Here is a 20,921-nt window from a genome sequence, read left to right as displayed (position 1 = left end):
GCGTCGCGGGGATCAGCCCTGCAGGACGCGGCCCTTGGAGTCCGTGCGGTCCTTGCTGGTGAAGAAGAGGATCGCGTCGATCAGGGCCCAGAAGCCGAGGCCACCGCAGGTCAGGAGCTGGGCGATGGCCATGCCGGTGTGGCCGGTGTAGAAGCGCCCGATGCCCAGACCGCCCAGGAAGAGCTGCAGAAGACCAGCGGTGATCTTCGACTTGTCGGACAGCGGACGGCCGGCCGCGTCGTAGCCGTGCGGGGCGTCAGTGGTGGGCGTGGCCATGAAGGTCGCTCCTTGCGCGAATGGGGACGAACAGGCAGGAGCGCACGTTTCTTCAGGATCCGGCCCCCCGCCTCGGATGGCCACATATTTACATCAGATGATTGACATCCGTCCCGATGATGAACAGCCGTCACGGAACTGTGATCACCGCGTTGTCAAACCGCGTTGCGTACGACGGCCCAGGCCACGGCGATCCCCAGGACCGCCATCTGCGCACGTCGTCCGAGCGTGGGGCGGTAGGAACGGCCGCGCAGCCCCTCCGTCACCCACCGCGCGTACAGATAAAGGGGAAAGGGGCTCGCCAGGAGCAGCAGCGCGTTGTCGTGGAAGGCGGCCGACAGGTCGCCGTGCATTAGGTCGTAGACCATGCGGGTCGCGCCGCAGGCGGGACAGAGCAGCCCCGTCAGGAAGTTGAAGGGGCATCGGGGCAGCCAGTGCCCCTCCTGGTGCGGGTCGGTGCCCCACAGGTAGGCGGCGCCCGCCGCGCCCGCGACGAGCGACGCCACGGGGGCCGTGGCCGGTCGTCCGGCCACGGCCCTGAGGCGGTTCCAGGTCACGGAGGTCATCGTCCTCAGCTGCGCAGGATCCGGCCCTGGGAGTCGGTGCGGTCGTTGCTCGTCAGGAAGAGGATGCCGTCGATCAGCGCCCAGATGCCGAAGCCGCCGCAGGTGAGGAGCTGCGCGATGCCGATGCCGATGTCGCCCACGTAGAAGCGCCCGATGCCCAGGCCGCCCACCAGCAGCTGCAGCACGCCGGCCACGACCTTGGACTTGTCCGACAGCGGGCGGCCGTACATGTCGTAGCCGTACGGGGCGTTGGGGTCGCCGGTGTAGGCGCCCTGCGGGTATCCCTGCTGGGGGTAACCCTGCTGCGGGTAGCCGTAGCCGGGCTGCTGGCCGTAGCCGCCGGGGCCGGGCGGGGGCTGCTGCGGGTAGCCGTAACCGTCCGGCGCGGGCTGGCCGTACGGGCTGTTCGGGTCGGACATCGCGGGACTCCCCCTGAGAGAACGTTCGGTGTATCCGGACATCTTGTCAGGCAAGTCAAGGCGGTCAGAGGCGAGGAGGGCGGCATGGGGGAAAGGGGGGACGGTGAGCGGGGAGGGGCCACGGCCGGGCCCGGTGGAACCGGGCGGGAGCGAAAGGATCCGGCCACGCCGTTTCGGGCGGAGTTCACCGTGGGTTCTTCCGGTCGTCGCCCCGGCGTGCCACTCTCCGTGGCTGCGGGGGGCGTCGGTCGTGGGGCACGAGAGGGACCTGGGGGACATGTACATGGAAACCGCGCCAGGGATCTTCGCCGGGACGGTGTTCGCGGTATTCGGGGCAGCCCTCCTGGCCTGGACCGTCACCCGGTCGCTGCGGCACCTGCCGGTGGTCCAGGGAGGGGGCCCGGCGTCCGCCGCAGTGGCAGGTTTCTTCGGGGTTGTTTCGCTTCTTGTCGGGGTCTGGCTGTTCCTGATCCTCTGAGCTGGGCAAATCGGACATGGACGGCAGTCCGTGCGGCAGACAGGACGCTTGTCGGGTTACCGTTCGAGTGGCGTTGCGGACTTTTCCCGTTTGACACGGGACCGGGATGTACGGTCACACTCCGCAGCGAGACCACCTTCGACCCGGAGAGAAGAGCGAAGTTGTCCCCGACCCGCGAGACCGCACAGGGCAGCGGCCGCCGACTCGTGATCGTCGAGTCGCCTGCCAAGGCGAAGACGATCAAGGGCTACCTCGGCCCCGGCTATGTCGTCGAGGCCAGCGTCGGGCACATCCGCGACCTCCCGAACGGGGCCGCCGAAGTGCCGGCGGAGTACAAGGGCCAGCCGTGGGCGCGGCTCGGCGTCAACGTCGACAGCGAGTTCCAGCCGATCTACGTCGTCAATGCGGACAAGAAGGCCCAGGTCAAGAAGCTGAAGGACCTGCTCAAGGAGTCCGACGAGCTCCTGCTCGCCACCGATGAGGACCGCGAGGGCGAGGCCATCGCCTGGCACCTGCAGGAGGTCCTCAAGCCCAAGGTCCCGGTCCGCCGGATGGTCTTCCACGAGATCACCAAGGACGCCATCCAGGAAGCCGTCCGCAACCCGCGCGAGCTGAACCAGCCCCTCGTCGACGCCCAGGAGACCCGCCGCATCCTCGACCGCCTCTACGGCTACGAGGTCTCGCCGGTCCTGTGGAAGAAGGTCATGCCGCGCCTGTCGGCCGGCCGTGTCCAGTCCGTCGCCACCCGGCTCGTCGTCCAGCGCGAGCGTGAGCGCATCGCCTTCCGCTCCGCCGAGTACTGGGACCTGTCCGGGACCTTCGCCACCGGCCGGGCTGGTGACGCCACCGACCCGGGCACCTTCGGCGCCAAGCTCAGCGCCGTCGACGGCAAGCGCGTCGCGCAGGGTCGTGACTTCGGCGCGAACGGGCAGCTCAGGGACGGTGCCAACGTCCTCCACCTGGACGAGGCCGCCGCCCGCGCGCTCGCCGCCGCCCTGGAGGGCGCCGCCTTCTCCGTCCGCTCGGTCGAGTCCAAGCCGTACCGCCGCTCGCCGTATGCGCCCTTCCGCACCACGACCCTGCAGCAGGAGGCCAGCCGCAAGCTCGGCTTCGGCGCCAAGGCCACCATGCAGGTCGCCCAGAAGCTGTACGAGAACGGCTTCATCACCTACATGCGTACGGACTCCACCACGCTGTCGGAGACCGCGATCACCGCCGCCCGGGCCCAGGTCACCCAGCTCTACGGCGCCGACTACCTGCCGGACAAGCCCCGCGTCTACGCGGGCAAGGTCAAGAACGCCCAGGAGGCGCACGAGGCGATCCGCCCCTCGGGTGATCGTTTCCGCACCCCGGCCGAAACCGGCCTGACCGGCGACCAGTACCGCCTGTACGAGCTGATCTGGATGCGCACCGTCGCCTCCCAGATGAAGGACGCGGTCGGCCAGTCCGTCACCGTCAAGGTCGGCGGTCGCGCCGCCGACGGCCGGGACGCCGAGTTCTCCGCCTCCGGCAAGATCATCACCTTCCACGGCTTCATGAAGGCCTACGTCGAGGGCGCCGACGACCCCAACGCCGAGCTCGACAGCAGCGAGCGCCGGCTGCCCGCCGTCACCGAGGGCGACTCCCTCACCGCGCGGGACGTCACCGCCGACGGCCACGCCACCAAGCCGCCCGCCCGCTACACCGAGGCCTCGCTGGTCAAGGAGCTGGAAGAGCGCGAGATCGGACGTCCGTCGACGTACGCCTCGATCATCGGCACCATCCTCGACCGCGGCTACGTCTTCAAGAAGGGCACGGCCCTGGTGCCGTCCTTCCTCTCCTTCGCCGTCGTCGGCCTGCTGGAGAAGCACTTCGGCCGGCTCGTCGACTACGACTTCACCGCGCGGATGGAGGACGACCTCGACCGCATCGCCCGCGGCGAGGCACAGGCGGTGCCGTGGCTGCGCCGCTTCTACTTCGGCGAGGGCGACACCCCCGTCGGCGGTGCCGCGGACGCGGGCAACGGCGACGGCGACCACCTCGGCGGCCTGAAGGAACTCGTCGAGGACCTCGGCGCCATCGACGCCCGCGAGGTCTCCTCGTTCCCCGTGGGCAACGGCATCGTGCTGCGCGTCGGCCGCTACGGCCCGTACGTGGAGAAGGCCGCCGAGACCGAGGGCGAGACCGGGCAGCGTGCCGACGTACCCGACGACATGCCGCCGGACGAGCTGACCGTCGAGCTCGCCGAGGAGCTGCTGGCCAAGCCCAGCGGCGACTTCGAGCTGGGCGCCGACCCGGAGACCGGCCGCCAGATCGTGGCCAAGGACGGCCGCTACGGCCCGTACGTCACCGAGATCCTCCCCGAGGGCACCCCGAAGACCGGCAAGAACGCGGTCAAGCCGCGCACCGCCTCCCTCTTCAAGACGATGTCCCTCGACACGGTGACGCTGGAGGACGCGCTCAAGCTGATGTCGCTGCCGCGCGTCGTCGGCGCCGACGCCGAGGGCGTCGAGATCACCGCGCAGAACGGCCGCTACGGCCCGTACCTGAAGAAGGGCACCGACTCGCGCTCCCTGGAGACCGAGGACCAGCTCTTCACGATCACCCTCGACCAGGCCCTGGCGATCTACGCCCAGCCGAAGGTGCGCGGCCGCGCCGCGGCCAAGCCCCCGCTGAAGGAACTGGGCACCGACCCGGTCAGCGAGCGCCCCGTCGTCGTCAAGGACGGCCGCTTCGGCCCGTACGTCACCGACGGCGAGACCAACGCCACACTGCGCCGTGACGACGACGTCGAGACGATCACGCCCGAGCGCGGCTACGAGCTGCTCGCGGAGAAGCGGGCCAAGGCCCCCGCCAAGAAGACGGTGAAGAAGACGGCGGCCAAGAAGGCCCCGGCGAAGAAGGCGACCGCGACCAAGACGGCGGCGAAGAAGACGGCCGCCAAGACCACCGCGGCGAAGAAGACCGCGGCGGCCAAGACGACCGCCAAGAAGACCGCCGCCAAGGCCACGACCACGGCGAAGAAGACCGCCTCCGCGGCCGCCGAGCCCGCCGAGTAGTCCCCGCGGGGGCCGCACGGCGGGTGCGGTCCCGGCAGGCGCCCTCCGGGACGGCACCGTGTCCCGATAGGCTGGCGGAATGACGCGATCCGAGCAGCCAACGGACACGTTCGCCGACGAACTCGAGGCCGACTCGCGGCAACGCGCCGTGGGTGCCCTGCTGAAGATCCCTCCCCTGCGCAAGCTGTGGGGCGCTCAGCTGACCGGCACCGTCGGCGACCGGCTCGCCCTGCTGGTCCTGGTCGTCCTGACGGCGCAGGCCGCCGTCGGCGCCCAGGCCTTCGGCGGCGGATACCGCGGCGCGGCCTTCGCGGTCGCGGCCGTCTTCGGGGCGCGGGTCCTCGCCGCCCTGCTCTTCGGCGCCGTACTGCTCGGCCCGCTGGGCTCCCTCACCGGGCCCGGCGGCGTGCTGGACCGCCGGTGGACGATGATCGGCTCCGACGTCGTACGCCTCGCGCTGCTGATCGTCGCCCCGCTGTGGATCGACTGGGTACCGGCCGACGCCGTCGCCTGGCTGCTGGTCACCGTCTTCGTCACCGGGGTGGCCGAGCGGCTGTGGACCGTCGCCAAGGACGGCGCCGCCCCCGGGCTGCTGCCCGCGCCCGCGCCCGGCGCAGGAACGGTACGTCCGCTGCCCGACCGCCTCGACGCGCTGCGCCGCCTCGACCAGCGCACCGGCTTCGTCGCCTTCCCGATCGCCGCCGCGGGCCTCGTCGTCGTCACGCTCGTCGGCAACCTGATCGGCCTCGGCGTCGACTGGTTCGGCCTGCACCAGGCCGCGCTCGCCTCCTACGTCGCCGCCGGGCTGTTCGCCGCCTCCGGCGCCGTCCTGTACCTGCTGGAGCTGCCGGGCGACCAGGCGACCCCGCTCCGCTCCCCGCTGCAGGGCCTGCGCAGCAACGACCGCGGGCGCACCGGCGCCGTACCGCTGCTCGTGCTCGGCACCACCACCGTCGCCGGTGCCATCGCCGCCGCCGTGGCGCTGGCCGTGCTGCACGCCGCCGACCTCGGCGGGGGCCCGGTCGGCTACGGACTCCTGGTGCTGGCGCTCACCGCGGGCCCCGTGCTCGGCATCCGGATCGCCCCGCACACCTTCCCGGGACTGTCCAGGCGCCGCCTGCTCGCCATCGCCATCGCCGTCACAGGTCTGGCCCTGCTGCTGACCGGCATCGTGCCCGACCCGACGACGGTGCTGCTGCTGGCGCTGCTCGCCGGCACCGCGGCCGGGATCACCGCCAACACCGGGCACGTCCTCATCGACCAGGAGACCGAGGAGTCCCGCCGGGCCCGCGCCACCGACCACCTGCACGCGGTCGCGCGCCTGCTCATGGCGGTCGGCGCCGTCGGCGCCCCCCTGCTGGCCGGGGGCATCGGCCCGCACCGCGTCGTCAACGGGCACTTCACCTTCGACCACGGCGGCGCCGCCTACGCCCTCATGCTGATCGGCGCCCTGCTGCTGCCCGTCGCCGCGCTCGTCCTCGGCAAGACCGACGACCGCCAGGGCGTCCCCCTGCGCCGCGACCTGCGCGAGGCGCTGCGCGGCGGCGACCCCGAGCAGGCGCCCGCCCCCACCGGCTTCTTCATCGCCGTCGAGGGCGGCGACGGGGCCGGCAAGTCCACCCAGGTCGAGGCCCTCGCCGAGTGGATCCGCGGCAAGGGCCACGAGGTCGTCGTCACCCGCGAGCCGGGCGCCACGGCGGTCGGCAAGCGGCTCCGCTCGATCCTGCTCGACGTCTCCAGCGGCGGGCTCTCCCACCGCGCCGAGGCCCTGCTGTACGCCGCCGACCGCGCCGAGCACGTCGACACCGTCGTACGCCCCGCGCTGGAGCGCGGCGCGGTCGTCATCTCCGACCGCTACATCGACTCCTCCGTCGCCTACCAGGGCGCCGGGCGCGACCTCGCGCCGACCGAGATCGCCCGCATCTCGCGCTGGGCGACGGACGGTCTCGTCCCGCACCTGACCGTCCTGCTCGACGTCACCCCCGAGGCGGCCCGCGAACGCTTCACCGAGGCGCCCGACCGGCTCGAGTCCGAGCCCGCGGAGTTCCACGACCGCGTGCGCTCCGGCTTCCTCACGCTCGCCGCGGCCGACCCCGCGCGCTACCTGGTCGTCGACGCGGCCCAGGAGCCGGAGGCCGTCACGACGGTGATACGGCACCGTCTCGACGAGATCCTCCCCCTGTCGGAGAAGGAGGTCGAGGCCCGCGAGGAGGCCCGCCGCCAGGCCGAGGAGGACGCCCGCAGGCGCGCCGAGGAGGAGGCCGCCCGCAAGGCCGAGGAGGAGCGGCTCGAACGCGAGCGCCAGGCCCAGCTGGAGAAGCTGCGCGCGGAGGAGGAGGAACGCCGCCGCCGGGCGGAGGAGGCCGCCCGCCTCGAGGCCGAGGAGGCCGCCGCGGAGGAGGCCCGCCGCCAGGCCGAGGAGGCCCGCAGGCAGGCGGAGGAGGAGCGCGCCCGCCGCGAGGCCGAGGAGCGCGTCCGCCGCGAGGAGCAGGAACGCCTGCGCCGCCAGGCCGAGGAGGAGGCCCGTCTCCGCGCCGAGGCCGAGGAACGCCGCCTGGAGCGCCAGCGCAAGGCCGAGGAGGCCCTGATGCGGGCCGAGCAGGCCCGCGTCGAGGCGGAGGACACGACGAAGACCGTGGAGACCCCGCGGCCGCCGGCCCCCTCGGCCGGGGCGGCCGGGGACGCGGAGACCGCCGTGCTGCGCGCGGTGCCGGTCGACGACGCGACGGCGGTCCTGCCGCCGGTCAAGCCGGCCTTCCCGGACTTCACGAAGACCGCCGAGACGCCGCGGCCGCCGCGGCCCGCCGCGCCCCCCGAGCCCACCGACGCGGAGGAGACGGCCGTTCTGCCCCCGGTCACCCCCGGCGCCGCGGACGACACGGCCGTCCTGCCGCCCGTCCCCTCCGCCGACCGTGTGCCGCCCGGCATCTTCCGGCCCGAGGAGCCGGCTGCGGCGCCGCGTGACCCGGAGAACGAGCGCACGCGCGAGATGCCGTCCGTCCCCGCGGAGGGGCGCCGCCCCCGCCCCCGCCCCTCATGGGCCGAGGAGACCCCCCTCGACGACCTCCCCTCCCTCGCGGACGAGCTCCTCGGCCCGCGCGACGAGGACGACGACCGGAACTAAGCCCTCCGGGGGGCACCGTTCCGCATGCGGTGCCCCTTACGGCCGGGTGTTTGTGTGCGGGTGCGTTGCGCCTGCGGCGGGCGGTTTCCCCGCCTCCCGCCCGATTGCCCGGCGCGGTCAGTGCGGGCCAGCGCATCGTTGGCGTGGGGTCGGGGCCGCGCCGGCGCACTCCCCCAGCCTTCGGCCGGGGGGACCCCGGCGCGGCACCGACCCCATACGTACGCAGCGAGGCGGTCACTGACCGCGCCGGGCAATCGGGCGGGAGGGTGGGGGATGCCCGCCGCAGGCGCAACGCACCCGCACACGCACGACGGGCCGTACCGCGAACCCCGGTCCGCGAAGTGCAACGCACCCGCACACGCACGACGGGCCGTACCGCGAACCCCGGTCCGCGAAGCGCAACGCACCCGCACACGAATGACGGGCCGTACCGCGAACCCCGGTCCGCGAAGCGCAACGCACCCGCACGGGGAAACGGCTTCGCCTCGCAGAGCCCGCACCGTAAGAATGGCCCCGTGCGGTACCTGATCCTCGGCGCCACGGAGGCGCGCAGCCCCACCGGCGCGCCCGTGCCCCTGGGCAGCGGCAAGCGGCTGCGGGCCCTGCTCGCCGCACTCGCGCTGCACGCCCCGCACGCGGTGTCCCCGGACGCCCTGATCGCCGAGGTGTGGGGCGGCGAGGGCGACGAGCCGCCCCAGGACGCTCCCGGCGCACTGCAGGCGCTCGTGTCGAGGCTGCGCCGCGCCCTCGGGTCCCAGGACAACACGATCGCCTCGGGCCCCGCCGGCTACCGCCTGGTCACGGCCACCCCGGACGACGTCGACCTCCACCTCTTCGAGCGCCTGGCACGCGAAGGCAGTGCCGCCCTCGACGCCGGTGACCCCGACGCCGCCGCGGAGACCCTGGAGGCCGCGCTCGCGCTGTGGCGCGGCCCCGCCCTGGCGGACCTGCCCGACCGGGGTTCCGCCGCCGCCCGGGCGGAGGACCTGCGGCTGACCGCGACGTACCACCGCATCGAGGCGTGCCTGGTGCTTGGCCGCGCCGGTGAACTGCTGCCGCAGCTGCGCGGGCTGGTCGCCGAGCACCCGCTGCACGAGCCGTTCCGGGCGCAGTTGATACGGGCGCTGCGCGCGACGGGCCGCTCCGCCGACGCCCTGGCCGCGTACGAGGACACCCGCCTGGCCCTCGCCGACCGCCTCGGCACCGACCCGGGCGCCGAACTCAAGACCCTGCACGCCCAGTTGCTGTCGGCCGAACCGCAACCGCCGGCCCCGACGGCCACTCCCGCCCCCGCCGTCCCGCCCCGCACCGGGAACCTGCGGGCCCGCCTCACCAGCTTCGTCGGCCGCGAGGCCGAACTGGGCGTGCTGCGCGCGAGCCTGACCGACGGCAGGCACCGCCTGGTGACGCTGACCGGCCCCGGGGGCTCCGGCAAGACGCGGTTGTCGCAGGAGGCCGCGGCCGCGGTGGCCGGGGCCTCCGCCTACCCGGACGGGGTGTGGCTGGCGGAGTTCGCCCCGCTGGACCGCCCCGCCGCCGTGCCGGACGCCGTGCTGAGCGCGATCGGACGCCGTGACACGGCCGTGCTGGCCGCCGCCCGAGAGGTGCGCAGCGCGGGCCAGGAGGCCGACCCGGCCGCCCGGCTCCTGGAGCACTGCGCGCAGCGCCGCATGCTGCTGGTGCTCGACAACTGCGAGCACGTCATCGACGCCGCGGCCGCCCTCACCGACCAGTTGCTCGCCGCCTGCCCCGGTGTGACCGTGCTCGCCACGAGCCGCGAGCCGCTGGGCCTGCAGGGCGAGACGGTGCGCCCGGTCGAGCCGCTGCCGTTGCCGACCGCGCACCGGTTGTTCGTGGAGCGCGCGGCGGCCGTGCGTCCCGGGTTCGACGCGGACCTCGACCACACGGCGGCGGTGGACGAGATCTGCCGCCGCCTAGACGGGCTGCCGCTGGCCATCGAGCTGGCCGCCGCGCGGCTGCGGGTGCTCACCCCGCGGCAGATCGCGGCCCGCCTCGACGACCGTTTCCGGCTGCTGACGGGCGGCAGCCGCACCGCGCTGCCCCGCCAGCAGACGCTGCGCGCGGTCGTCGACTGGAGCTGGGACCTGCTCGGCGAGGCGGAACGCACGACGCTGCGCCGGCTGAGCGTCTTCGCCGGCGGCTGCACGCTGCAGGCGGCGGAGGCCGTGTGCGGGGAGGAGGCGCTGGAGCTGGTCGGCCAGCTCGTGGACAAGTCCCTGGTCGTCGTCGACCACGGCGCGGAGGAGGTGCGCTACCGGCTGCTGGAGACGATCCACGAGTACGCCGTCGAGCGCGCCGCCGGTGATCCCGCCGACCTGGCGGAGGCGGCCCGCCGCCACACCGCGTACTTCGCGGACTTCGCCCGCACCGCGGACTCCGGCCTGCGCGGCCCCGAGCAGTTGGTCTGGGCGGCCCGTGTGGAGGCGGACCTGGACAACGTACGGGCCGTGCTGCGCCGGACGATCGACGCGGGGGACGAGGCGGAGGGGATCGAACTGGCCCTGGCCATGGGCTGGTTCTGGTGGCTGCGCAACTTCCGCGACGAGGCGCGGGAGTGGCTCGTCCGGCTCATCGGGCTCGCCGAACTCCCCGACGATCCCGGCGCCCCGGGCTTCTGGTCGCGCATGAACCTGCGGCTGCTCCACCTCTTCGTGGTCAGCGACACCATCCCCCGCGAGGAGATGCAGAGCCGGGAGATGCTGGCGCTGGCCTCGCGGATCGTCGAGGTGTACAGCGTGCCGGGCCCGCACTCGGCGCGCTTCCCCGGCATGCTGTGGCCGTTCTGCGACTACGTCGTGGGCCGCCACGAGGCGATCCGGGGGCACGCGGACACGATGGTGGCCACCTGCCGTGCGTACGGCGGCGCGTGGGAACTGGCGGCGGCGCTGATGTTCCGTACGCACATCACGATCGACCTCCCCGGCGGGCTCCCCCGGGCCGACGCGGACTGGCCGGAGCTGCTGGAACTCAGCGAGCGGCTCGGGGACCGCTGGATGCGCGCCCAGGTCTGCGAGGCCGGCGCCGAGATGGCGCTGGCGTACGGCGACTACGCGGCGGCGCGGGCGGACCTGGAGGAGGCCCTGCGCCTCGGCGGTGAACTGGGCGCGCACGTGGAGGGCATCTTCGTCCGTTCCCGCATGGGTGAGGTGGCCCACCGCCAGGGCGACGACGCCCGCGCCGAGGAGCTGCTGCGCCAGGCCGCCGAGGAGGCCGAGCAGTACGGGGTGTGGGACGCCCGCGCCTACATCCGAGCGCTGCTGGCGACGATCGTGCTGCGCCGGGGCGAGCTCCGGGAGGCCCGGGAGCTGGTCGACCTCGCGCACAGCGAGGGCCGTCTGGGCACGCCCCCACCGGACTTCGAGCTGCTCGTGGCGAGCCTTTCGGCCCGGGTGGCCGCCGCCGAGGGCGACACGGCGGGTGCCCTGGCCGGGCTCGCGGAGGCACTGCGTGCGGGACTCGACGGCTTCTGCGCCGAACCGCGTCTGGCGGCGGTGGCCGAGTACGCCGCCGAGGTGCTGGTGGCCCTCGGCGATCCCGTACGGGCCGCCCGGCTGCACGGTGCGGCCGACGGCCTGCGCGCGGACCTGCCGCGCCCGGTCCCGGAGGAGGAGGGGGTGCGCGCGGCGGAGGCGGCGGCCCGTGCGGCCCTGGGGGACGAGCCGTACGAGCGGGCCCGCACCGCAGGCCACGGGCTGGGCGGCGAGGGCGCCCACGCGCTGCTGGCCGAGGTGATCGCCTAGGGGAATGGCCGGGGACGGGCTCTTCGTTGCAGGCTTGAGGATTCAACTGACGGTTTCGGTGACGGAGAGAGCATGAAGGTCGAGATCTACAGCGACATCGCCTGTCCCTGGTGCTACGTCGGCAAGCGCCGCTTCGAGCGGGCGCTGGCCGCCTTCCCGCAGGCCGACCAGGTCGAGGTGGTCTACCGCCCCTTCCAGCTCGCCCCCGACAAGTCCGACACCCCCGAGCCCCACCGCGCCTACCTCGACGAGCGCTACGGCCCGCAGTCCGCGGCGATGGACGCCCGGGTGGCGGAGCTCGGCCGCGCCGAGGGCCTCGCCTTCGACTTCGACCGCGCCATCGAGAACAACACGCTGCTCGCCCACCGCCTGCTCTGGCACGCCCTGAACGCGTACGGCGCCAAGGAGCAGGCCGCGCTCAAGGACCGGCTGCTCGTGGCGCACTTCGCCGAGGGCGCCGACGTCGGCGACCGCGCCACCCTGGCCGCCCTCGCCGCCGAGGCAGGGCTGGACCGCGACCGCGCGGCCGCCTTCCTCGCCTCCGACGAGGGCCTCGCGGAGGTGCTGGCCGAGATCGACGACGCCCGCAGCATCGGTGTGAACGCCGTCCCGACCTTCGTCTTCGAGGGCAAGTGGGCCGTCCAGGGCGGCCAGGAGACCTCGACCTTCCTGCGCGTGCTGGAGCAGGTCGCCCAGGAGACCGGCACGGTACCCGCCGCCCCTGCGGCGGACGCCTGCGCCGACGGAGCGTGCGAGGTCCCCGCCGGCTGAACCGACGGGGAGCGGCGGCACAACTCAGTCGCAGGTGATCCGCGACACCGCCCAGTCCGCGACGTTCACCAGGTGGAACCTGCGCGTCGGCTCGACCGTCAGCCGGATGCGGGCGTTGCCGGCGATCGGCACGTGCACCGGCACCCCCGGGTCACCGCCGCGCAGCACCTCGGAGCGCCACAACCGCCCGTGGTCGCCGTGGACCGAGAAACGCGCCGCGCCGAAGCCCAGTGCGACGTCGTCGATGCCGACCACGGCGTCGAAGGCGGTGCAGGAGCGGTTGAGGTCGATGGTGACGGCGGACGGCGCACCGACCGTGACGCCGTCGGGGTAGCGCGTGCCGTCGATGCCGAGGCCCCAGCGCTGCCAGACCCAGTCGCCGAGCCGGATCGTGGGCCGGTCCGACCGGCCGAGGACGTCGTGCCCGAGCGCGCTCAGCCGGTAGACCACCGGCTCGGGCGCCTGGGTCGGCGTCGGTGTGGGCGTGTGCGTCGGCCCGGGGGTACGGCTGGGGGACGGCGCCGGGGGCTCGCTGGGTGTGGGCGCCGGCTCCTCGACGGGGCGCGTCGGAGGTGTCGGGGTCGGGGTGACGGCCCGTACGGGAGCCTGGACGGACGGCGTCGGGCTCGGCGCCGGGGAGCGCCGCGACGGCGAAGGGGTCGGTGTGGGGGCCGGCGCCGGTACGACCGGCGCGGCCGAGGGCTTGCTCTCCGCCTGCGGCGGGGGTGTGCTGTCGTTCCCGGTCAGGGCGATCGCCACCACGGCACCGGCCGCCGCGAGCGCCAGCCCAGCGGCAACGGTGATCTTCACCGGTGCGGCGGCCCCTTCGGCGGCCGCCGCACCACCGGCACCCGCCGCCGCACCACCGCCCGAAGCGCCGCCCGACGCTGCGGCGGCCGCGGCACCCGCGCCGGCCACCACACCGCCCGCGGCGATGCCCGCCGCCTTCGCCGCGTACGCCGCGCCGAACCAGCCGACGACCGCGACCGGCAGCAGCCCCTTGAGCGCCGCGTTCACGTCCGCCAGCTCCGCCGCCGCGAGGCGGCACTTGGCGCATTCCTCCAGGTGCTTGCGCAGCTCCCGGTCGGCCCGCATCCGCAGACCGCCGCGGGCGTGCGCGCCGAGCCGGTCCGCGTAGCGCGCGCAGGCCCCCTCCGCGGTCAACGAGGACGAGACGTGCGCCTGCAGGTAGGCCTGGCGCAGTCCCTCGCGGGCGCGGTGCGCGAGGACGGCCGTCGCGTTGGCCGTCAGGCCGAGCAACGGAGCGACCTTGCTGGGTGACTCCTCCTCGACAGCGGTGTGCCACAGCACCGCCTGCCAGCGCTCGGGGAGCGTACGGAAGGCCTGGATGGCAAGCGAGCGTTCGGCCTCGTGCATCGCGCGCACGTCCGCACCCAGCTCCTGGGCGCCCTCGCCCGCCGCGGCACCGGCCGACGTGACCGCGAACACCGCGAAGTCGTCGACCAGTTGCTCCCGTTTGGCGGTGCTGCCCCACGACGCGGCCACCCGCCGCACCGTGGTGAGCAGGTAGGCCCGCACGGCGGCGTCCGGGCCGCTGCCGCCGCGGATCGCCTGCAGCGTGCGGGCGAAGACCTCGCCGGTCAGGTCCTCCGCGGTGTGCCGGTCACGGCAGCAGCCCCGTGCGTAGCGCCGCACGGCCGCCACGTGCCGCCGGTACAGCTCCTCGTACGCGCTGTCGTCGCCGCCGCGCACACGGGCGACCAGGTCGGCGTCGGACAGCTGCGCCCCGGGGGTGTCCGGGGCCTCGGGGAGGCGTTCCGCGAGCGGATCCCGCTGCCCGGGTACACGGCCGGACGGCGGGTCCCCTCCGGAGTCCGCCCCCGCCTCCGCGGGCGGACCGGACTCCCCGTTTCCTTCATCCACGGGCGTAAGAGTGGCACACCCGTACCGTCCGACGAGCTGTCAAGCACCAGAACCACCCGTCCGGGGAGTTTCACCCCCCGGACGCGGGTCATCACCTGAACGGGTCAGCCTCACGCTCCCGGACGGGACCGCAGCCCCTCCAGCAGGATGTCCAGCAACCGGCCCGAGGCGGCCGCCTGTTGGGCGGGGTCCGGCAGTGACGGCGCCGAGGTGGCGATGACCAGCAGCACGTCGGCCACCGACACGTCCGCGCGCAGTTCACCGGCCGCCCGCGCCCGCTCCACCAGCTGCCCGACGACGTCCAGCAGCGTGGCCACACCGGCGCCCGAGGCGACGTCCTCCCCCGCCCCGCGCTGCTGCGGCACGCGCGCCCCGTCCGAGGCACCGGCCGGCTGCACGTGCAGCACCTGCGGCGGCAGCAGCCGCCCGGCGCCGGAGGCCACCGACGTCCGCAGGAAGCGGGACAGCGCCGACCAGGCCTCCTCCTCCTGGCCCAGGGCCGCGCGCGCCTGCTCCGTCAGGCGTGCCGTCTCCTCCTCGGCTATGCGCCGCACCAGCACGTCCTTGCTGGGGAAGCGCCGGTAGACGGTGCCGACGCCCACCCGGGCCCGCCGCGCCACGTCCTCCATCGGCGCGCCGTACCCCAGCTCGCCGAAGACCTCGCGGGCGGCCCGCAGCACGTGCTCGAGGTTGCGTTGCGCGTCCACGCGCAACGGCGACGTACGACTGCCGCCGACACCCCGTACGACCGTTTCCGGATGACTGCTGACGGTCGCGGTCATCGCCCATTGAGGGTCCTGGATATGCATATGTGTATCCCCCGGTTAATCGCGTCTCCCCCCGGAGACTCCCCACCCCATGATCGCCGGGAGACGGCGGACGACGCCGCACGGGCACCCCGGCCGGATACGAACATAGTTGAGCCCCGGTCAAGAATGAAGGGGGAGTCCACCCACGATCGGAGTACCACGGCCGCCGATTCTCCGTTCCGGCACTTCACACCGGTCGGCAACCCGCCCGTGACCTGCCGGAGAACAGGATTCGGCCATTCATTGCCGTACGCCCTGTGGACAAACCCCGATGGCCCATTGCCTCATGGGACGATGGCAGCACTCAAGGGGCCGTCCGGTGCGGCAGAAGAATCCGGGATCCCACGCATCCTGGTCGTCGGCGGCGGTTATGTGGGCATGTACACCGCTTTGCGGCTGCAGCGCAGGCTGAAGCGCGACGAAGCGGAAATCGTCGTGGTCGAACCGCAGCCCTATATGACCTATCAGCCCTTCCTGCCCGAGGCGGCGGCCGGCTCCATCTCGCCGCGCCACGTCGTGGTGCCCCTGCGCCGGGTCCTGGACCGCTGCACGCTGGTCGTCGGCGAGGCCCGGCGCATCGACCACGGCAAACGGGTCGCCACCCTCACCACCCTCGCCACCGAGGAGGAGGGTTCCGCCGCGCTGGAGCTGCCGTACGACCACCTGGTGCTGGCACCCGGCTCGGTCTCCCGCACCCTGCCGATCCCCGGTCTCGCCGAGCACGGCATCGGCTTCAAGACCGTCGAGGAGGCCATCGGGCTGCGCAACCACGTCTTGGAGCAGCTCGACATCGCCTCCTCCACCCGGGACGTCGAGGTCCGCGAGGCCGCCCTGACCTTCGTCTTCGTCGGCGCCGGCTACGCCGGCGTGGAGGCCCTCGGCGAGCTGGAGGACATGGCCCGCTACGCGGTGCGCTACTACCACAACGTCGAGGCCGACGACCTGAGGTGGATCCTGGTGGAGGCCACCGACCGCATCCTCCCCGAGGTCGGCGAGGAGATGGGCCGGTACGCCGTCCGCGAGCTGCGCGGCCGCAACGTCGACATCCGCCTGAACACCCGGCTGGAGTCCTGCGAGAACCGCATCGCCGTCCTCGACGACGGTTCCCGCCTCCCCACCCGCACCCTGGTGTGGACGGCCGGGGTCAAGCCGCACCCCGTGCTCTCCCGCACCGACCTGCCGCTCAACGGGCGTGGCCGGATCAAGTGCACCGCGGACCTGCGGATCGCCGGCACCGAGGGCGCCTGGGCCGCGGGCGACGCCGCCGCCGTCCCGGACGTCACCTCCGACGACCCCGAGGCGCTCTGCGCGCCCAACGCCCAGCACGCCCTGCGCCAGGCCCGGGTCCTGGCCGACAACATCGTCGCGACCCTGCGCGGCGAGCCGCTGACCGACTACCGTCACGAGTACGCGGGCTCGGTCGCCTCACTCGGCCTCCACAAGGGCGTGGCACAGGTCTACGGGCGCAAACTCAAGGGCTACCCTGCCTGGTTCATGCACCGCGCGTACCACCTCAGCCGGATGCCCACCTTCAACCGCAAGGCGCGCATCCTGGCCGAATGGGTCCTGTCCGGGCTCTTCAAACGGGAGATCGTCTCGCTCGGCTCGCTGGAGAACCCCCGCGCCGAGTTCGAGCTCGCCGCGGAGACCGGCCGCAAGCCCGACGCGCCCTGACCGCCAGTGCGGATGCGGTGGCCGATTCCCCCGGAGCGGTGGGTCGGCCACACTGGACCCCGTGACCAAGCGTGCGCCAGCACCTGCAAAGAGTGACAAATACGAGGAATCGGACGTTTGAACCTCACGCGTTGGAGCGCCCGGCTCCCCGGAACACAACGACGCAATGCCCAGGCGGCGGCCGCCGGTGCCGAACCCCCGTCCGGCGGAGCGGTCCCCGCGGCGCGCGGCGAGGCCGCCGAGCACCCCGACGCGCCGGCGCACACCCTCGACGCGCTCCCCGTACGCGAGGTGCTGGGCCGGCTGCCCGCCCTCATCGCGGTCACGCACGGGCCCACGCACCACCTCGGGTACGTCAACGAGGCCTGGACCGAGGTCTTCGGCCCCCGCACCGCAGGGGAGCCGGCCCGCGAGTCCCTCCCCGAGCTCGCCGAGCTCGGTCTGCTCCCCCTGATGGACCAGGTCTTCCGCAGCGGCAAGCCCCGCACCGTCAAGGCCCGCAGGGTCGCCACCGCCACCCGGCAGGGCTACTTCACCCTCACCTGCAGCCCCGTCCCGGTGAAGGACGGCGGCGACACCGGCGGTGTCCTGGTCTTCGCCACCGACGTCACCGACCAGGTCCAGGCGGCCGAACGCCTCCGCGAGAGCGAGCGCCGTCTCCACGCGACTGCCGTCACCCTCCAGCGCAGCCTGCTCCCCCAGGAGCTCGAACAGCCCGACGACCTGCGCGTCGCCGCCACCTACCAGCCCGGCGGCACCGACGCCGCCGTCGGCGGCGACTGGTACGACGTCATCACCCTCGGCGCCGGCCGCACCGCCCTCGTCATCGGCGACGTCATGGGCCGCGGCGTGCGCGCCGCCGCCGTCATGGGGCAGCTGCGCACCGCCGTTCGCGCCTACGCCCGCCTCGACCTGCCCCCGCACGAGGTCATCCAGCTCCTCGACGGCCTCGCCGCCGAGATCGACGCCACCCAGATCGCCACCTGCGTCTACGCCGTCCACGACCCCAGCGAGGGACGGCTGGCGTACGCCTCCGCGGGCCACCTGCCGATCGTCGTCCGCGACGCCGACGGAACCGTCCGCCGCGCCGACGAACCCACCGGCCCGCCGCTGGGCACCGGCGGCTGGGTCCACACCTCAGGCTCCGTCCCCCTCGGGCCCGGTGCCACCGCCGTGCTCTACACCGACGGCCTCATCGAGCGCCGCGGCGAGGACATCGACGAGGGCGTCTCCGCCCTGATGAACGCCCTCGCCGGTGCCACCGGCAGCCCCCAGGTCATCTGCGACCGCCTGTTGCGCGCCCTCGGGGTCACCTCCGAGCACGCCGACGACGTCGCCGTGCTCGTCATGCAGTACCCGCAGCACGAGGGCAACGACTCCGAGCTGTTCCGCAACGCCTCCCTGGAACTGCTGGGCGGCATCGAGGCGGCCCCCCGTGCCCGCGCCTTCGCGCAGGGCGTGCTGACCTCCTGGCGCTTCCCCGTCGAACTCGTCGACCTCGGCGTCCTCGCCGCCAGCGAACTGGTCGCCAACTCGCTCCAGCACGGCGTCCCGCCCATGCGGCTGCGGCTGCGGCGCACCGACCGGCGCCTGATCATCGAGGTCACCGACGGCGACGACCACCTGCCGCGCCGCCGCCGCGCCGAACCGGCCGACGAAGCCGGCCGGGGCATCTCCATCATCGCCACCATCGCGTCCGCCTGGGGATCCCGGCGGACCCCCGGCGGCGGCAAGGCGGTGTGGTGCGAGTTCGCGCTCCCCACCTGAGGGAGGATCACGCCGCCAGCACGGGCTCGTGCAGCGGCGCGTCCTGCCCGACCGTGAGACGCCGGCCCAGCCGCACCGAGAGCACGCTGACCGCCAGCGAGCACGCGACCAGCATCACGATGTACTCGGCGTACATCCCGCTGCCCGCCATGAGCCCGCCGACCGCCGGGCCCACGGCCAGCGCCAACTGCTTCACCAGCGCGAACGCCGAGTTGTACTGGCCGACCATCCGCTCCGGCGCCATGTCCGCCACCAGCGGTGCGACCGTCGGCGAGAGCATCGCCTCGCCGAGCCCGAACAGCGCGTACGTGCCGATCAGCATGGCCGTCGCGATCCCGTGCGCGGAGCCCGTGAGCCCCGCGAGACCGGCGACCACCCACGCCAGGGCCCACAGCAGACCGACCGCCGCGATCACCCGGCTGCGCCGCCGCCGCTCCACCGGACGCAGGACGAGGAACTGCGCCACCACGATCGCCGCGGTGTTCGCCGCGAGGGCGACGCCCAGCGTCGCCGGCGACACCTTGGTCACCTCGACCGCGTACGCCGACAACCCCGACTCGAACTGCCCGTAGCAGGCGAAGAACAGCACCCCGCCCAGCACGCACAACTGCACCATCGCCCGGTCGGCGAACAGCGCCCGCCAACCGCCGGCCGCCTTGTCCGTCGGCGCCGCCTCCAAGCGCGCCGCCTTCGGCAGCCGCACGGAAGCCGCGACGACACCGAGGACCACGAACATCGCGGCCTCGATCGAGAACAGCAGCGTGAAGGAGTCCGGCCGCGAGGTGTCGACCAGCAGCCCGCCCAACAGGCCGCCGACACCCAGCCCGAGGTTGCTCAGGAAGAACTGCGTCGCGAAGGCCCGCGACCGCGTCTTCGGCGTGGAGCACCACACGATGAGCGTGGCCAGCGCCGGCTGCATCACGGCGATGCCCGCGCCCATCACCGCGGACGCGGTGATCACCAGGGGGGCGCTCGAGGCGAGCCCGAAGCCCATGGAGCCCACCGCCGCCGCGAACGCACCGGTCAGCAGCACGGGCAGCGGGCCGCTCCGGTCGATCGTCCGACCGGTGAACGGCAGCACGGCGAGCGCGGCGACGGCGAACGCGGACAGCACGACACCCGCCGTGCCCGCTCCCAGTCCCCGCACCTGCGCCACGTAGACGAACAGGAACGGGACGGTGAAACCGTTGCCGAACGCGCTCAGCGCGTTGCCCAGCTGGATCCGGCGCAGCGCGGCGCCCATCGCGGTGGTCACACTCACCCCTTAGGTCAGTAGTCCTCGAACTTGAAGACTTCAACTTTAAACTTCGAAGCTAAACAGTACATGCCGGAAGTCTTTAGGGCCAACGAGTTTCGTGCGACACTCCTGCCATGACGAGTGCAGCCGACGGCCCTGCCGGCACCCCGCAGGAGCTGGACCTCGATGAGCAGATCGCGATCTACCAGCGCGAATACCCCGAGGTGGACCCCCAGGTCGAGAAGATCGTCACGGCCCTGGGCAGGCTCAACCGCCGTATGAACGTGGGCTACAGCCGGCACCTGTCGGCCGTCGGCATCACCAGCGCCGAGTGGGAGGTCCTCAAGGCCCTTGTGGTCGTGGGCCGTCCGTACCGCCTCGGCCCCGGCGACCTGGCCAAGCGACTCGGTCTCACCCCGGCCGCCATGACCCACCGCATCGACCGCATGGTGGCGGAAGGTCTGGTCACCCGGGAGCGTGACGAGAGCAACCGCGTCCGCGTCATCGTGGAGCTCACCGACCTCGGCCGCAGCAAGTGGCTGGAGACGATGCGCATGGCCTCCGTCTTCGAAGCGGACCTCCTCCAGGACCTCGCCCTCGACGAACGCAACGTCCTGGGCGACCTCCTGACCCGTCTCCTCCGCCGCGTCGAGGCCGACCAGCCGGACGCCGGCGGCCGCCTGAGGGACCTGGACTGACCCGGCTGCCCCGGTTTGACAGACGTACGGGGGATCCGTAATGTTCTCCGAGTTGCCCGCCGGTGAACACCGACTCCGGTCGGTCCCCGGGCAGCCATTCCGCAGGACCCACCTCGATGAACGGCTTCGTGCCGTCTCGTTCGCGTGTGCGTTTTTCGGAATGAGGATCGACGGAATTGCTCGATTGGCATCGGGCGCCACTGATCCGCTAACGTTTCACCAGTCGGAACGGCCCAACAGCCGCGAGGACAAGCCCCGCTGACCGGGGATCAGGCCGGAAACGGTCTGATAGAGTCGGAAAAGCCGAAAAGCGAAAGCCGGATGGCGAAACCCCCTCCAGAGGGTGGCAGAGAAGGAAATCGGATCTGCTAAGCTGGAGACAACGAAGGGAAAGCCCGGAGGGGCCGGTGAAACGGTCT

General features: G+C 73.3%; 14 protein-coding genes. 8 read left to right on the top strand and 6 right to left on the bottom strand.

The genetic code is table 11. The annotated features are described in order from the left end of the window. Positions 1 to 12: 12 nt before the first annotated feature. The 3 genes from ACFYYN_RS34290 to ACFYYN_RS34280 all read right to left on the bottom strand — a co-directional run bounded on the left by ACFYYN_RS34290 (position 13) and on the right by ACFYYN_RS34280 (position 1,261). On the bottom strand, positions 13 to 276 hold the full coding sequence (locus ACFYYN_RS34290) for a TM2 domain-containing protein (protein WP_499513078.1): 264 nt from the start codon (positions 274 to 276) through the stop codon (positions 13 to 15). A 155-nt stretch (positions 277 to 431) separates the two neighbouring features. After that, on the bottom strand, positions 432 to 842 hold the full coding sequence (locus ACFYYN_RS34285) for a DUF2752 domain-containing protein (protein WP_499513079.1): 411 nt from the start codon (positions 840 to 842) through the stop codon (positions 432 to 434). Positions 843 to 847: 5 nt separating this feature from the next. Further along, positions 848 to 1,261, bottom strand: coding sequence for a TM2 domain-containing protein (locus ACFYYN_RS34280; RefSeq protein ID WP_500548820.1), 414 nt, complete (start codon positions 1,259 to 1,261; stop codon positions 848 to 850). Positions 1,262 to 1,538: 277 nt separating this feature from the next. On the opposite strand from ACFYYN_RS34280, the gene ACFYYN_RS34275 reads away from it, so the two are divergent. From ACFYYN_RS34275 to ACFYYN_RS34255, 5 genes are all read left to right on the top strand, one after another. After that, a complete protein-coding gene (locus ACFYYN_RS34275; protein ID WP_500367684.1) occupies positions 1,539 to 1,739 on the top strand; it encodes a hypothetical protein in 201 nt (66 codons plus the stop codon). A gap of 161 nt (positions 1,740 to 1,900) precedes the next feature. Continuing rightward, positions 1,901 to 4,777: a type I DNA topoisomerase gene (gene topA, locus ACFYYN_RS34270; RefSeq protein WP_500548819.1), complete on the top strand. Its 2,877-nt coding sequence runs from the start codon at positions 1,901 to 1,903 to the stop codon at positions 4,775 to 4,777. 79 nt (positions 4,778 to 4,856) lie between these two features. Next, positions 4,857 to 7,901 carry a dTMP kinase gene (gene tmk / locus ACFYYN_RS34265; RefSeq protein WP_500548818.1) on the top strand — a complete coding sequence of 1,015 codons (3,045 nt, stop codon included), beginning with the start codon at positions 4,857 to 4,859 and terminating at the stop codon, positions 7,899 to 7,901. A 515-nt stretch (positions 7,902 to 8,416) separates the two neighbouring features. After that, positions 8,417 to 11,662 carry an ATP-binding protein gene (locus tag ACFYYN_RS34260; protein ID WP_500548817.1) on the top strand — a complete coding sequence of 1,082 codons (3,246 nt, stop codon included), beginning with the start codon at positions 8,417 to 8,419 and terminating at the stop codon, positions 11,660 to 11,662. 72 nt (positions 11,663 to 11,734) lie between these two features. Continuing rightward, positions 11,735 to 12,433: a DsbA family oxidoreductase gene (locus tag ACFYYN_RS34255; RefSeq protein WP_500548816.1), complete on the top strand. Its 699-nt coding sequence runs from the start codon at positions 11,735 to 11,737 to the stop codon at positions 12,431 to 12,433. Between the two features lie 24 nt (positions 12,434 to 12,457). On the opposite strand, the gene ACFYYN_RS34250 is transcribed toward ACFYYN_RS34255, so the two are convergent. Together ACFYYN_RS34250 and ACFYYN_RS34245 are read right to left on the bottom strand one after the other, a co-directional pair. Further along, on the bottom strand, positions 12,458 to 14,317 hold the full coding sequence (locus ACFYYN_RS34250) for a sigma-70 family RNA polymerase sigma factor (RefSeq protein ID WP_500548815.1): 1,860 nt from the start codon (positions 14,315 to 14,317) through the stop codon (positions 12,458 to 12,460). Positions 14,318 to 14,427: 110 nt separating this feature from the next. After that, entirely contained in the window at positions 14,428 to 15,126 is a 699-nt protein-coding gene (locus ACFYYN_RS34245) for a TetR/AcrR family transcriptional regulator (RefSeq protein WP_500548814.1), read from the bottom strand. 294 nt (positions 15,127 to 15,420) lie between these two features. On the opposite strand from ACFYYN_RS34245, the gene ACFYYN_RS34240 reads away from it, so the two are divergent. Beyond that, on the top strand, positions 15,421 to 16,800 hold the full coding sequence (locus ACFYYN_RS34240) for an NAD(P)/FAD-dependent oxidoreductase (protein WP_500548813.1): 1,380 nt from the start codon (positions 15,421 to 15,423) through the stop codon (positions 16,798 to 16,800). A 117-nt stretch (positions 16,801 to 16,917) separates the two neighbouring features. After that, on the top strand, positions 16,918 to 18,567 hold the full coding sequence (locus ACFYYN_RS34235) for an ATP-binding SpoIIE family protein phosphatase (RefSeq protein ID WP_500332122.1): 1,650 nt from the start codon (positions 16,918 to 16,920) through the stop codon (positions 18,565 to 18,567). 7 nt (positions 18,568 to 18,574) lie between these two features. Here the strand turns inward: ACFYYN_RS34235 and ACFYYN_RS34230 are convergent, their stop codons facing one another. Then, a complete protein-coding gene (locus ACFYYN_RS34230; RefSeq protein WP_500548812.1) occupies positions 18,575 to 19,822 on the bottom strand; it encodes an MFS transporter in 1,248 nt (415 codons plus the stop codon). A 116-nt stretch (positions 19,823 to 19,938) separates the two neighbouring features. Here ACFYYN_RS34230 and ACFYYN_RS34225 point away from each other — a divergent pair, with 116 nt between their 5' ends. Beyond that, positions 19,939 to 20,502 carry a MarR family winged helix-turn-helix transcriptional regulator gene (locus ACFYYN_RS34225; RefSeq protein ID WP_499513091.1) on the top strand — a complete coding sequence of 188 codons (564 nt, stop codon included), beginning with the start codon at positions 19,939 to 19,941 and terminating at the stop codon, positions 20,500 to 20,502. Positions 20,503 to 20,921: the final 419 nt, after the last annotated feature.

It is taken from the genome of Streptomyces sp. NPDC001902 (genome assembly GCF_042891295.1).
GTDB lineage: Bacteria > Actinomycetota > Actinomycetes > Streptomycetales > Streptomycetaceae > Actinacidiphila.
Note: the sequence above shows the minus strand (reverse complement) of the source record. Positions and strands in the feature narration are given on the sequence as shown.